This is a genomic window from Chryseobacterium scophthalmum, assembly GCF_900143185.1.
GTDB lineage: Bacteria > Bacteroidota > Bacteroidia > Flavobacteriales > Weeksellaceae > Chryseobacterium > Chryseobacterium scophthalmum.
Genome location: NZ_FSRQ01000001.1, coordinates 810,743 through 824,485, shown reverse-complemented (window position 1 = coordinate 824,485; position 13,743 = coordinate 810,743). Strand labels below are relative to the sequence as shown.

Below are 13,743 nucleotides of genomic sequence, written 5' to 3'. Positions count from 1 at the left end.
ATATGTTAAACAAAAATTCATATAGTTTCTTTTTAAAAAGTACTGCACTGCTATTTAGCGGTGTGGTGCTTTTGCCTTTATCTTCGTGTAAATCTGTAGCAAATACAGATAATAAAGTCCAGATCTGGATGACGAAAGGTGATGAAAGTGTAAAATTACAGCAACAAAATGCATTGACTTTTGTAAATACTTCTAATAACTTTCAAAATATTGAAATTAACGACGCACAGAAGTTTCAATATATTGATGGTTTTGGGTATACATTAACCGGCGGAAGTGTTGAAGTAATCAATCGTCTTTCTCCTTCAAAAAGAAAAGCTTTACTAAACGAACTTTTTGGGAATGACAAGAACTCAATTTCAATAAGTTATTTAAGATTGAGCATTGGTGCATCAGATCTAGATGGCGAAGTTTTTTCTTATGATGATTTACCTGAAGGTCAAACCGATCCTTCTCTTTCTAAATTCAGTTTGGCAAGAGATAAAGATTTGATTTCAATGTTAAAAGAAATTTTAGCAATTAATCCTAAAATAAAAATCATTGCTGCACCTTGGTCACCACCGGTTTGGATGAAAGATAATGGTAAATCGATTGGTGGAAGCCTAAAAACTGAATATTATGATGTTTACGCAAAATATTTTGTGAAATATATTCAAGGAATGCAAAAAGAGGGAATTACAATTGATGCAATCACTCCTCAAAACGAACCATTACACCCAGGAAACAATCCAAGTTTACTGATGGTTTCCGATCAGCAGAGAGATTTTATTAAGCAAAGTTTAGGTCCTATTTTTAAATCAAATAATATTAAAACCAAAATTGTTGTTTACGATCACAATTGCAACAAACCTGAATACGCCATCAATATTTTAAATGATTCAGAAGCCAATCAATATATCGACGGTTCTGCTTTCCATCTGTATGAAGGGGATATTTCAGCTTTGAGTACGGTTCACGAGGCTCATCCCAATAAGAACCTTTATTTTACAGAACAATGGACAGGTGCAAAAGGGACTTTCAATGAAGACCTAAACTGGCACACCAGAAATGTTGTCATCGGCTCGATGAGAAACTGGAGTAAAATTGCTTTAGAATGGAATCTTGCGAATGATACTCAATATAAACCTCATACTCCAGGAGGATGTACAGAATGTAAAGGTGCGATTACGGTTTCAGACAGTGAAAATTTCACAAGAAATGTTGCCTATTATATTATTGCTCATGCTTCAAAGTTTGTTCCGGCAAATTCTCAGAGAATAGCTTCTACACAAACGGAAAACTTAGCTACGGTTGCTTTTAAAACTCCGGAAGGTAAAACGGTTTTGATTGTTCAGAACAACAATAAATCGGATGAAAGTTTCAATATAAAATATAATCAGAAAACAGCGCCGGTTACAATTACCGGAAGTTCTGTTGCGACCTATATTTTTTAAATTAAAGTTATTATTGATTGGTAAAACTTCGTTTTTCTTTGTTAAGTAAAAGATTTTAGTGAACTTAAAAAATCAACCGCATTATTTGCAAGAAATCTTAGCGAACTTTACATTTAGAAACATACCAAAAACTAATTATAAATGAAGAAGATATATTTCATATTAGCATTTACAGCATTCGGATTCAACGCTTTCGGACAAAAAACGGTCGATCAGAAAGTTTCCGAGTTGTTGTCAAAAATGACGTTGGAAGAAAAAGTAGGACAGCTGGTTCAATACAGTGGTTTTGAATATGCAACGGGTCCGCAAAACTCAAATTCTGCGACGGTTTTAGAAGAAATAAAAAAAGGAAAAGTTGGCTCTATGCTCAATGTTGCAGGTGCAGAAGAAACGAAAAAATTTCAGGAATTAGCTTTAAAATCTAGATTAAGAATTCCTTTATTCTTTGGTCAGGATGTAATTCATGGCTACAGAACAACATTTCCCGTGAATCTTGGTCAAGCGGCGAGTTGGGATTTAAAATTAATTGAAAAATCAGAAAGAATTGCAGCAACTGAAGCTTCAGCTTATGGAATTCACTGGACTTTTGCACCAATGGTCGACATCGCAAGAGATCCGAGATGGGGAAGAGTAATGGAAGGTTCAGGTGAAGACACGTATTTGGGAATGCAAATTGGTTTGGCAAGAATCAAAGGTTTTCAGGGAAAAGGTCTTGGAAATCTTGATGCAATTATGGCTTGTGCGAAGCATTTTGCAGCGTATGGAGCCGCAGTTGGCGGAAGAGATTACAATTCTGTGGATATGAGTTTAAGGCAATTACACGAAACTTATTTACCTCCTTTCAAAGCTGCTGCAGAAGCGGGAGTCGCGACTTTTATGAATTCTTTTAACGACATTAATGGAATTCCGGCAACAGCAAACAAATATATTTTAAGAAATCTTTTAAAAGACCAATGGAATTATAAAGGTTTTGTAGTTTCAGATTGGGGAAGTATCGGAGAAATGGTTCCTCACGGATATGCTAAAGACAATAAAGAAGCTGCCGAAAAAGCCATGAATGCAGGAACCGATATGGATATGGAAAGCCGTGCTTACATGGCTGAACTTCCAAAATTGGTTAAAGAAGGGAAAGTTGATCCAAAATTTATTGATGACGCAACGAAAAGAATTTTGGTTAAAAAATTTGAAATGGGATTATTTGATGATCCTTACAGATTTAGCAGTGAAAAGAGGCAGAAAGAACAATTAAACAATCAGGAAAATAGAAGGTTTGGGAGAGAATTTGGTTCAAAAAGCATTGTTTTACTTAAAAATGAAAAGAATATTCTTCCGCTTTCAAAATCTATTAAAACTGTAGCATTGATCGGTCCTTTCGGAAAAGAAACAGTTGCCAATCATGGCTTCTGGTCGATTGCATTTAAAGATGACAATCAAAGAATTGTTACTCAGTTTGATGGAATCAAAAATCAATTAGGCAAAAATTCCACTTTATTGTATGCAAAAGGAGCTAATGTTGATGATCAGGATAAATCTATGTTTGCAGAAGCTATAGAAACGGCAAAAAAATCAGACGTTGTGATTATGACTTTAGGTGAAGGTCACGCAATGAGCGGAGAAGCGAAAAGCAGAAGTAATATTCATTTTTCGGGAGTTCAGGAAGAACTTTTAAAAGAAATTGCTAAAACAGGAAAACCGATTGTCTTAATGATCAATGCTGGAAGACCTTTGGTTTTTGATTGGGCTGCAGATAATATTTCAACCATTGTTTACACTTGGTGGTTGGGTACTGAAGCCGGAAATTCTATCGCAGATGTTCTTTTTGGAACGGTAAATCCGGGTGGAAAACTTCCAATGTCTTTTCCTAGAACAGAAGGACAAATTCCTGTTTATTACAATCATTACAACACAGGAAGACCAGCAAAAAACAACACCGACAGAAATTATGTTTCAGCTTACATTGATCTTGATAATGATCCTAAATTTCCATTTGGTTATGGTTTAAGTTATACTCAATTTAAATATTCTGAAATGAATTTAAGTTCAACCAACCTTAAAGGAAATCAGACTTTAAATATCAGTGTAAATGTTTCCAACACCGGAAAATACGATGGGGAAGAAGTGGTGCAGTTGTACATCAGAGATTTATATGGAAAAGTAGTACGACCTGTAAAAGAATTAAAAGGTTTCCAAAAAGTTTTCATTAAAAAAGGAGAAACTAAAACCATTAATTTTACATTAACTCCTGAAAATCTGAAATTTTACGATGATGAATTGAATTATGATTGGGAAGCCGGAGAATTCGACATCATGATCGGAACCGATTCTCAAAATGTTCAGACAAAAAGAATTAATTGGTCAAAATAAATAATAGTTTTCATTACTAAGAGCGGGATAAAACCTGCTTTTGGTGGTAGAAGATATTGGTTTTAATGATTTTTCATCATTAAAAGCTTTTGAAAATACTGTTGTAATTGATCATGAAGAAGTTATAGATTTTAGAAATAATCCTATAAAAGAGATACCTCAGACGTTGTCCTAAAATACAAAATAATGATGATCAATGAAAACGGAAATCCATTAGATATTGAAGAAATGTTGAGAGAACAAGAGAGAGATGCCAAAGCAAATAATGCGGGGATAATAACTTGCTAGAATTAGATTTATTAAAGTAAAATTATAAATCGATAAATAAATAAAAAAACCTGCTGAAATATACAGCAGGTTTTATAAATTTTAGTTTTTTACTAAGTTTGATTTGCAAAAAGTTTTAAGTATAAAAAACAAGTTTACATTTATTTTTCGCTTCCTTTCCAATGCGCTCCATCTTTTGGAGGCTCTGTAGGTCCATTATAAGGATTAACCTGTAAAGGTAATGATAAAGAATCAAGTTTTTTAGTTCCACTAACTTCATCTACTTTCCAATGTGCTCCATCTCTTGGAGGATCAGTTTCAGCATTTTCTACAGATATTGAATCATTAACATTTTTTTGAGATTCATCAGTAGGATTTTGCTGTTTCAAGGACGACTGAAAAGTTTCTTCTCCCGGGCTTTCATCGTCTTGCCTACAACTCATTGTGCAGATTCCCGCTGCCATGAGACTGAGTACAATAAATTTTGTTTTCATTTTATTCTAGGATTAATGATTATATTTGTTTCTAAATTTAGTTAATCGAAAGTAGTCAAAAATATATACTATAGCAAATACATTAAGGTTCGATTTATAAATTTTTACCATGCAAAAATACGTTTTTTAAAATAAACAGAGTGTTAATTAAATAAACAGATTATCTTATAATAGCTTATAATAAATAGTTTTTGTGTATTTTTGAATAAAATTTTCTTAGAAATATCTGATGATTAAAAGAATTTTTACTTGTAGTTGCTTTTTCATTATAAGTATAATGTATTCGCAGGATTATTACTCAAAGCTTAGAGAAAAGTACTGGGCTTACGAAGAGAATGATCCTAAGGCGCTTGTATATGTAAATCAATATATCAAAAAAGCAAAGTCAGAGAAAAATTATCCCGAGCTTTTTCAGGCTTATAAAGATGCAATTTTATATTCTGAAGATCAAAGAATAATGTATGCAGATAGTGCTTTGGTTGCTGCTAAAAAATCAGAAAATAATGACTTGATAGGAAATGCTTTTTTAACGAAAGGATCAATTTATTATTTTAACCAAAGAAAATTTCAATTTGCTTTAGAAGAATATTTAAAAGCTTATGAATATTTAAAAGACTCGAAGGATGAGTATTTAAAATATAGAAATATTTACTATATCGGTGTTGTAAAAAGCTATTTGGGCTATTATGATGAAGCTTTGGCGATATTTCAACAATGTATCAGTTTTTTTGAAACTAAAATTGATGGAAATATTAAAAAGAATCTTGTTTTTAATAATACCAAAGGTTATTTAAACTCTCTGCATCAGGCAATTATTTGTTATCAAATGCTTAATAAAGATGCAGAAGCAGAAAATTTATTAAAAAAAGCAGCAGAAAAAACTCCCAAAACCAAAGATTTTTATTTGGAAACCAGCTACTTCACAAAAAGCTTAGGTGTTTCAGAATTTAAAAAGAAGAATTATAAAAAAGCAATTTATTATTTTGATAAAGCACTTCCTGAGCTTATAAAAGTTAATGATTTTACTTGGGCTTCTTATATTTATTTTTATAAAGGTAAAAGTTATGAGCTTTTAGGAGATTTACAGCTTGAGGTAGAAAATTACAGAAAAGTAGATTCCATTTTCAATGAAAATAAATTTATTCTTCCTGAATTAAGAAGCAATTATGAAGAATTGATTGAATATTATCGAAAAGGTAGTAATCATAAAGAAGAATTGTACTACACGAATCAGCTTCTTAAAGTGGATAGTGTAATAGCTTCAGATTTTAAACACCTTTCAAGCCGAGTTTATAAGGAGTATGATACCAAGATGCTTCTGGAAACAAAAGAAAACCTAGAGAAAACAAATTCTTATAGTAAATTACTCATATTTATTTGTTTAGCGATTATTACCGCATTAGGAATCGTAATGTATTATAGAATTCGAAAGCAAAAAAACATTCAAAAAAATTACGACGATTTATTAATAAAGCTTGAAGAAAATAATCAGTCTGAAGTGGCTGTTGCTACTGTAAAACCTGAAGTTATTGATACTGGTGATAAGAATATCAAGTTTGATAACAGTATTGTAGAAAAGCTTTTAAATGACATTAAGACATTCGAAACTAAGCAGGGCTATTTAGAGCAAGGATTAACGCTAAAAAAACTTGCAGAACAGTTTAAAACAAATACTTCTTATCTTTCACAGGTTATCAATGAATATAAAGGAAGTAACTTTAATACTTACATTAATGTCTTGAGAATCAATTTTGCGACACAGAAGATTTATCATGATAAAGAATGGAGAAAATATTCTATTGAGCATATTGCTTCTGCTGCAGGTTTTAGCAACAGACAAAGTTTCTCAAATATTTTCTTAGAGCAAAATGGGATAAGACCTGCTGATTTTATTAAAAAGAGAATTAAGGAATTAGAAGATCAAAATCAATCTTAGTTGTAAAACTTAAATATATAAAAAATGAAAACCGAACTTCAAAGAAGTTCGGTTTTTCTATTAATAAAATGTGATGATGGTGTCTAATTTAGAATTGTAGAGAACAGGGTTCTTTTTCCTAGATTGTCAGAACCCTGATGTTCTACATGAAAACTGAATGATGAAAAGTTATTATATATGAATGATTAAGTGTCTCGTTTTATCTGTAGCAAATATATCATCATAAAATTTCATCAACAACTTATTGTTGGAGCTATTTATAAATAATTACGTAAAAATTCACAAAAAAACACCATGTAAAAATATTTTAAGTAATTGATATTTAGATTTTTATTGTTTTGTCTTGTATTGCTTCAAAATTTAATTTAAATATGTTCTAATAATTAGACTTTTAATAAAAATTAAGTTGAAATCTGAACTTTTAGTGATAATTTATGGATAGATTTAAATCAATTTTAAAATTTTAGCATAAAAAAGCTGAATAATACTATTCAGCTTTCTTAATTTTTTCTATTTGTTTTTCTAATCTAAAGGCTTTCTGCCGGAAATAATATTGTATAGAACTACAATTACAGCAATTACCAATAAAACATGAATTAAATAATTGGTGCTAATTCCGGGGATAATGTTTAGCATTCCTAAAAGCCAAATAACAATACAAATGACGGCTACTAACCATAATACGCTTTTCATAATAATATTTTTTTAAGGTTTATATATTGTTATTAGCATATTATGTGCCTTTTCAGAAATAAATAAAATATTTTTAATATTTTGTACATTTATAGAGTAAATTTAAGACAGATTATTTTGAGGATTACCGAAGAAAAAAGGCCTTAATATATCTTCAAAATTATAGAAACCTTTAGAATAGTTTTTAAGGTGTTTGGCTACAAAGAGCGCACCGCTTCCAAATGCTTCTCTTGAAATTGATTCATGAACTAAACGAACTGTCTGATAGGGAAATCCAAAGATTACTTCATGCTTTCCTACAATACCTCCTGCTCGAACAGAATTAATGCTATTTTTTTCTATATCTAAAGTTTCTGCGATTTTAATTGCGGTTCCCGAAACTCCGCTTTTTGCTTTAAAATGCTCTTCTACAACTTCTATATCTACATCTGGAGCGATATTTTTAAGAAGACTGGCTGCAAACAAAAGATAATTTACTCCTAAAGTAATATTGGGTGACCAAAAAATAGTATTGATTTAGAAAGCTCTTTTAGAACTTTTATTTCATCATCTCCGTAATGAGAAATTGCTGAAATGATTTTTATTTTCTTTTCAGATGCAGCTTTTCCATATTTATGAATACTTTCCGAAGAAGAAAAATCAATAATTGCATCTACGGGATATTTTCTGAAATGTTCACTGATTTCGATATTTTGTTCTGAGAAAATCTGTGCTTTGTCAGTAGAATCAGTCTCTAATAATTCTTTAACAGATATGTTTTCCATGTTTTTACTTTTTCTTAAAACCCATTCAAGGTTAAACTCTGGGTTTTGAAGTATTACATTAGCAACCGCTTTTCCGGCTTTTCCAAATCCTATTAAACCTATTCTCATAATTAAAAATTTGTAGTGTTGGTAATTTTAAATTGTAAGTTATGAAAATATTTTTTGAACGATTTTATGCAAGCATTATTTAAATCGTGATCAGAGAAATTCGTAAACATTGTAAAATGCTTATCTCTATGGTTAAAAATTAATAAGAAATGTGATAATTAGGAGCAAAGTATAATAAAAATTAAACCCTCCTACTAGGAGGGTTTAATAAAAACACAAATGATGAAAAAAAAATTTTCATTTCAAATATAGTTAAAAAAATAACATATGACGAAATTAATTCTAAAAAAATACATATATATTTTTCCGATTAGTTTTTTAAAAGACTTTATTTTACGAAATATTTTAAAAATTAATTTGATTATTAAGAATTTATTATTTAATAATTAAAAAGGAATAGAAATTGTTATTAAAATTTTTGATTAGTTAAATTATTATTTATTTAGATTATTTTTTATATTTTTCTTGCAAGAATGAAATGATTTTATTTTTTAATCTATTCATTACCAATAACTAATATGGGTTGTGTTGTTTGTGTAGTAAGAAAAAAACGCGAATATTTTCATTTCAACGTGATATATATTAAATTTGTATTAAAATTTTAAAGAAATATTTATATATACTGACGTTTTAAGATTTTTTAAAAATAAAATCAAATAATGATTTAAAATCAAAAAATATTTAAAGCAAATTATATTATAGTAAATTAATGCAGGTAAAATTAATGAAGGCAAAAAAAGTTCCGGGAATTCCGTTGCAGGTAAAGGGAAATTTCCATGACACAGAAAGTATTCAAAAACTTGAAAATGCTCACGAAGCTGAGCTAAAGTATAATATTCTTAAAGAACGTTTTTTTGAAATAAATAAATGGGGAGCTTATTCAAAAGATAATATTGCAGATTTTACGTTATGTGATTCTTCGGGAGATAAGGTAGATAGATCACCTATAATAGGAGATTATATTAAAATTTTATTGTCGGAAATCAAAAATCCAGAGACAGAGGATTATCAATGGGTACGCATTGATATGATTGATAAAACAAATCCTAATCGTATAATGATGCAATGCCGACCTTCAAAATTACCGGGAAATGAGTTTGCAGGAAAAACAGTACATTTTCACTCAGCAAATACTACTTCTACATTTGTTATTTCTAAAGGGAATGATTATGTTAAGATGGCAATTTATGGAAGAAACGAAAAGCCTAATCAAAATACAGATATAATTAGTAGTGTAAAAAATATGTTCATTGCTTTTGGTAGAATGGTTGGTTCATCAAAAATTCAATGGAAACAACTCACTGATGGTATGGTAAGTTTAAAATAAAATACCACATCTGTCATTTTGTTGTTGTTTTTTATCATAAAAGCATACAATTTGCTTTATGCTATTTAAAGAAATAAAGATTCAGTATATTATTTTATGCTGAATTTTTATTTTAAACCATAATCACCAAAAATATATGAATAGATTACAACTTAATGGTAAAACAGCTTTAATTACCGGAGCCGACAGCGGAATAGGAAAATCAGCAGCTTTACTTTTTGCAGAAGAAGGCGCCAATATTGCGATTATTTTTCATTCGGATATTGAAGATGCCGAAAAAACAAAGAGTGAGATTGAATATTTGGGACGCCAATGCATGATCTTTAAAGGAGATGTAAATGACAGCAGTTTCTGTCAAAAAACAACAGAAGAAGTGATTGACAAATGGGGAAGTATTGATATTTTGGTTAATAACGCAGGAATTCAGTTTCCAAGTGACGATATTACCAAGCTAAAAGAAGAAGATATTCGCACTACTTTTAATTCAAACATCATCGGAATGATTCTTCTTACAAAAGCGGTTTTTCCTTATTTAAAAGAAGGAAGCTCTATCATCAATACGACTTCTGCAGTAGCTTACCAAGGTCATGAAGAATTACTGGATTATGCAGCAACTAAAGGAGCGATTGTTTCTTTTACAAGATCTTTGGCTTTACAGGCAAAACCGAAAGGAATAAGAGTAAATGCAGTTGCTCCGGGACCAGTTGCAACACCGCTTACAGAAGAAACTTTTAACGAAAAAGAGGAAGATGAGAATAAACCACCGTTGCAGAGAAATGCAAGTACTGAAGAAATTGCACCGTCTTATCTTTTTTTGGCAACCTCCGCTTCAGCACAAATGACAGGACAGGTTCTGCATCCCAATGGTGGAATTATTGTTAACGGATAATTTAGAAAAAATGAATGTAGAAATTTTAGGATTAATTGCCGGTGCTTTAACTGCTATCGCATCAATGCCGCAACTCATCAAAGTAATCAAAACAAAAAATGTAGAGGATATTTCTTGGTTGATGCTTGTGATTCTGATTTCCGGACTTTCACTTTGGATTTGGTATGGTTTTGAGCAGGATGAATTGCCTATTATTTTATCAAATTCATTTGCCGTTTTGGTAAACCTGACCTTATTGATCTGTTATTTTATTTTTAAAGATAAAAATTGATATAAAGAGATATTTAATTATTCAAATTTTTAATAATTTTCCCTGAATCAGTAATTAACAAATATTGATATTCAGGGAATTTTTTTATCAGCTTTAGACCTTCTTTTTTTCCTAAAACCATTATTGATGTACTGAAGCCATTGGCCATTGTTGCATTAGGTCCCACAACGGTAACGCTTGTTAACCCGGTTGAAGGATAGCCTGTTTTGGGATTCATAATGTGAGAATATCTTTTGCCGTGAATTTCTGCATATTTCTCATAACTTCCCGAAGTGGTAACGGCATTTTCATTTAAAAAAAGAACTGCAGCAATTTTATCATCTTTAAAAGGATTATTAATTCCAATTGCCCAAGGTTTTCCGTCGGGTTGATTTCCCCAAGTTGAAATGTCACCTGAAGCATTGATGATTCCTGCTTTTACTCCAAAACTTTTCATCAATTCTCTGGTTTTATCAGCAGTATAACCTTTTCCTATCGATCCGAAACCTATTTTCATTCCTTTATTTTTAAGAAAAATAGTAGAATTAGTTTTATCTAAAATAATATTTTGATAACCGACATTTTTCACAGAATTTTTGATAGATTCTTCAGAAGGTAATTCGTTCATAGAATCATCAAACTTCCAGATTTTATCCATTGCAACGATGCTGATGTCGAAAGCTCCGTCAGTTAAATTAGAAAAATAAATTCCTTTTTCTGTTAAAGCAAAAACTTCGGGATCAACTTTCACCGGCTTTATTCCTGCATTTCTGTTAACTTCCGAGATCTGAGTTTCCGGTTTCCATTCTGAAATTAAATTTTCAATTCTCCGGATTTCATCTATAGATTTATCAATGTTTTTTTCTGCCGAAAGAGAATCTTTATCGACCAAAGTAATTTCAAATTTACTTCCCATTAAAGTAACCAATCTGCTTCTTTCAACTTGAGCAAACATTGATGAAGAAAGTAAAATCAAAAATAATTGGGAGAAATTTCTCAGGTTTTTCATGTGCTATAAAATTAATAACAGTCGGTTAAAATTTGTCCGTTTGCTTTATAAGTTTCGTAATCTTTATTTTTCAGGGCACACAACTTTCTTAAAGTATCTTCCACATCATGCTGCATTTTAAGAGCACCACAAATCATGATAAAACCTCCGTTTTCTAATGAATTGATAAACAATTCGGCATCTCTTTCAACCAGATCCATTACATACTGAGATTTTTCTTCTCTAGAAAATGCCAAATTAAAAGACGTTAATTTTCCTTTTTTGATATTTTCATGAGCAAAATATTCATAATTAACAGTCAATTCACTTGATTTTCTGAAACCACAATATAAATGAGTTTTTGTTTTTCCGCTTTGCTCCTCAATCATTCCTAAAAATGGTGCAATTCCGGTTCCGTTTGCAATCATAGTTACTTCAGAAGCCTTTTTAGGAAAATGGAATTCTGAATTTTTAATAATTCTTGCTTTTATTTCATGATTTTCTTTTAAACGATGCAAAAATCCTGATCCAAGACCATTTTCATGAAGTTTTACAACCAGCTGAATGGCTCCGTTAACTTTTCCAATAGAATAGAATCTCTCTTTATGATCATTTTCAGGATAAATGGCAAGCAAATCTCCGGATTTAAATTTTACTAATGAATTTGGTTTTAAAATCACTTTAAAAGTAGTCACTTCATCAACGATTTCACTTTTACCAACAACTTTCATTTTCTTTAAAGAAGGAACTTTTTCGCTGTATAAAGATGGTGCAGTTGCCAAAGGAATTATTGTTTCATAGCTCCATTTCTTTGCCCATTCTGTAAATTCTGCCGTTGATTTATCGTTGACTGTAAAAAGTTCAAGCTGAGATTCTGCCCAGTTTTGTTCAGATAATAATTGGTCAACTTCAATTGCAAAACCACAAAAATCTTCATAAGATTTTGATCCAAAACCAACTACAGAATATTTAATCTTTTGATTCTGAGAAATTTCTTTTAAAAGTTTCTTGAAATTGGAAGCATTTGTTGGAGCTTCACCTAAACCATAGGTTGAAGTAAAAATGATAAAGTGTTCTGCTTTAGGATATAATTTATATTGATTAAGCTCTGTAATGAATGATTTTTTTCCGTCTGATAAAAGTTGAGAATGAATTTTATTGGCAAAACCTAAAGTTGAACCGTTTTCTGAACCTACAAAAATCACAATTTCTGCATTTTCAGCTTTGTGTTTATTCTTAATTTTATTTCTGGTTCGTTTAAAAGTAATGACAAAACCTGAATAAATAAACATCAAGATTCCAATAGAAGAAAGACCTAAAACGATTGACCAAAGAACGCTTCCACGACCTGTATGAAAGGTTAAACTTAGGTTTTCATAAATAAGAGTAAGTGGATATTTTTCCTCCTTTACAATTTCACCATTGATTTGGTTGACGGTAATCTCTCTGTCTTTTAGTTTTAAAACAAAAAATTCTTCAGCATCATCTTCAATAAAAGGAAATTCTATTTTTTTTACTTTGCTGAGTTTTGTTCCCTTAAAAATAGGGAAGTCTGCTAACTTTATCTGAGTTTCAGAATTAGTAATTTTATGAACAATCTTTTCATTTTTTCCTTTTGGTATCAATTCAAACCGATGCAGGAAAAGATAAGTTCCTGTTACAGAAACGACTAAAATTGGAATTAATAAAATTCTTCCAGAAACGACATGCAAATATTGTGAGAAAAAGTCTTTTTTGATATTGTCGAAAAAATGTCTGATTCCATTTTGTCTTTTGATAATCAAAATAAGCCCGGAAATACTAATGATCATTAATAAAAAAGATACAACTCCAACTGCAAACCTTCCGGTTTCTTTTAAAAATAAAGAACGGTGCAGCGAAGTTATCCAATTGATAAATTTGCTTTTCTCAACAGGTTTTCCCAGAATTTTTCCGGTTTTAGGATCGATGTATGCTTTGATATTTTCACCATTATCGTCTAAACCTTCCAAGGTTACAAACTGATTGTGATCAACACTAATCTCCGTAATTTCCGGAAAAACCTTGCGCAGTTCCGGTAAAGACTGGGCAAGGTTTATGTTACTGAAATCGTTAACTCGATAAGGCTGAACTTTTTCCTGTGCAGCATCATAAGCTAAAATAATTCCTGTGGCAGAAGCTACGATTAAAAACAGGAATGTAAGTACTGCTAAAGTTAAATGGGCATACCTCCAAATTGATAAGGTCATTT

Annotated in this window: 11 protein-coding genes and 1 pseudogene; 7 read left to right on the top strand and 5 right to left on the bottom strand. The window is 30.8% G+C overall.

The genetic code is table 11. The features are described 5' to 3' along the window. The first annotated feature begins 2 nt into the window (after positions 1–2). The 3 genes from BUR17_RS03805 to BUR17_RS21125 all read left to right on the top strand — a co-directional run bounded on the left by BUR17_RS03805 (position 3) and on the right by BUR17_RS21125 (position 3,972). Positions 3–1,433 carry a glycoside hydrolase family 30 protein gene (locus BUR17_RS03805; protein ID WP_074228934.1) on the top strand — a complete coding sequence of 477 codons (1,431 nt, stop codon included), beginning with the start codon at positions 3–5 and terminating at the stop codon, positions 1,431–1,433. 141 nt (positions 1,434–1,574) lie between these two features. After that, a complete protein-coding gene (gene bglX / locus BUR17_RS03800) occupies positions 1,575–3,797 on the top strand; it encodes a beta-glucosidase BglX (RefSeq protein ID WP_074228932.1) in 2,223 nt (740 codons plus the stop codon). A 40-nt stretch (positions 3,798–3,837) separates the two neighbouring features. Continuing rightward, the gene (locus tag BUR17_RS21125) at positions 3,838–3,972 is read left to right on the top strand and encodes a hypothetical protein (RefSeq protein ID WP_262484503.1); all 135 of its coding nucleotides are present in this window, start codon (positions 3,838–3,840) and stop codon (positions 3,970–3,972) included. Between the two features lie 253 nt (positions 3,973–4,225). Here the strand turns inward: BUR17_RS21125 and BUR17_RS03795 are convergent, their stop codons facing one another. Continuing rightward, the gene (locus tag BUR17_RS03795; protein WP_074228930.1) at positions 4,226–4,558 is read right to left on the bottom strand and encodes a hypothetical protein; all 333 of its coding nucleotides are present in this window, start codon (positions 4,556–4,558) and stop codon (positions 4,226–4,228) included. Positions 4,559–4,835: 277 nt separating this feature from the next. Here BUR17_RS03795 and BUR17_RS03790 point away from each other — a divergent pair, with 277 nt between their 5' ends. After that, the gene (locus BUR17_RS03790) at positions 4,836–6,494 is read left to right on the top strand and encodes a helix-turn-helix domain-containing protein (RefSeq protein WP_074228928.1); all 1,659 of its coding nucleotides are present in this window, start codon (positions 4,836–4,838) and stop codon (positions 6,492–6,494) included. A gap of 522 nt (positions 6,495–7,016) precedes the next feature. Here the strand turns inward: BUR17_RS03790 and BUR17_RS20625 are convergent. Both BUR17_RS20625 and BUR17_RS21215 read right to left on the bottom strand, forming a co-directional pair. Beyond that, positions 7,017–7,187: a lmo0937 family membrane protein gene (locus BUR17_RS20625; protein ID WP_143747516.1), complete on the bottom strand. Its 171-nt coding sequence runs from the start codon at positions 7,185–7,187 to the stop codon at positions 7,017–7,019. Between the two features lie 102 nt (positions 7,188–7,289). After that, positions 7,290–8,059, bottom strand: a pseudogene (locus BUR17_RS21215) (4-hydroxy-tetrahydrodipicolinate reductase). 709 nt (positions 8,060–8,768) lie between these two features. On the opposite strand from BUR17_RS21215, the gene BUR17_RS03780 reads away from it, so the two are divergent. From BUR17_RS03780 to BUR17_RS03770, 3 genes are all read left to right on the top strand, one after another. Then, entirely contained in the window at positions 8,769–9,386 is a 618-nt protein-coding gene (locus BUR17_RS03780; protein WP_074228926.1) for a hypothetical protein, read from the top strand. A gap of 136 nt (positions 9,387–9,522) precedes the next feature. Further along, positions 9,523–10,275, top strand: a complete 753-nt coding sequence (locus tag BUR17_RS03775) for an SDR family oxidoreductase (RefSeq protein ID WP_074228924.1) — start codon at positions 9,523–9,525, stop codon at positions 10,273–10,275. A 10-nt stretch (positions 10,276–10,285) separates the two neighbouring features. Further along, positions 10,286–10,546, top strand: a complete 261-nt coding sequence (locus BUR17_RS03770; protein WP_074230217.1) for a SemiSWEET transporter — start codon at positions 10,286–10,288, stop codon at positions 10,544–10,546. Positions 10,547–10,559: 13 nt separating this feature from the next. Here the strand turns inward: BUR17_RS03770 and BUR17_RS03765 are convergent, their stop codons facing one another. Both BUR17_RS03765 and BUR17_RS03760 read right to left on the bottom strand, forming a co-directional pair. Then, positions 10,560–11,534, bottom strand: a complete 975-nt coding sequence (locus BUR17_RS03765) for an FAD:protein FMN transferase (protein ID WP_074228922.1) — start codon at positions 11,532–11,534, stop codon at positions 10,560–10,562. An 11-nt stretch (positions 11,535–11,545) separates the two neighbouring features. Continuing rightward, the gene (locus BUR17_RS03760) at positions 11,546–13,741 is read right to left on the bottom strand and encodes a PepSY domain-containing protein (RefSeq protein WP_074228920.1); all 2,196 of its coding nucleotides are present in this window, start codon (positions 13,739–13,741) and stop codon (positions 11,546–11,548) included. Between the last annotated feature and the right edge of the window lie 2 nt (positions 13,742–13,743).

Coding starts and splice junctions, on each gene's coding strand:
- BUR17_RS03805 (WP_074228934.1), top strand. CDS start 3: ATGTTAAACAAAAATTCATATAGTTTCTTTTTAAAAAGTACTGCACTG.
- bglX (WP_074228932.1), top strand. CDS start 1,575: ATGAAGAAGATATATTTCATATTAGCATTTACAGCATTCGGATTCAAC.
- BUR17_RS20625 (WP_143747516.1), bottom strand. CDS start 7,187: ATGAAAAGCGTATTATGGTTAGTAGCCGTCATTTGTATTGTTATTTGG.
- BUR17_RS03760 (WP_074228920.1), bottom strand. CDS start 13,741: ATGACCTTATCAATTTGGAGGTATGCCCATTTAACTTTAGCAGTACTT.
- BUR17_RS03780 (WP_074228926.1), top strand. CDS start 8,769: ATGCAGGTAAAATTAATGAAGGCAAAAAAAGTTCCGGGAATTCCGTTG.
- BUR17_RS03790 (WP_074228928.1), top strand. CDS start 4,836: ATGTATTCGCAGGATTATTACTCAAAGCTTAGAGAAAAGTACTGGGCT.
- BUR17_RS03765 (WP_074228922.1), bottom strand. CDS start 11,534: ATGAAAAACCTGAGAAATTTCTCCCAATTATTTTTGATTTTACTTTCT.
- BUR17_RS03770 (WP_074230217.1), top strand. CDS start 10,286: ATGAATGTAGAAATTTTAGGATTAATTGCCGGTGCTTTAACTGCTATC.
- BUR17_RS03775 (WP_074228924.1), top strand. CDS start 9,523: ATGAATAGATTACAACTTAATGGTAAAACAGCTTTAATTACCGGAGCC.
- BUR17_RS03795 (WP_074228930.1), bottom strand. CDS start 4,558: ATGAAAACAAAATTTATTGTACTCAGTCTCATGGCAGCGGGAATCTGC.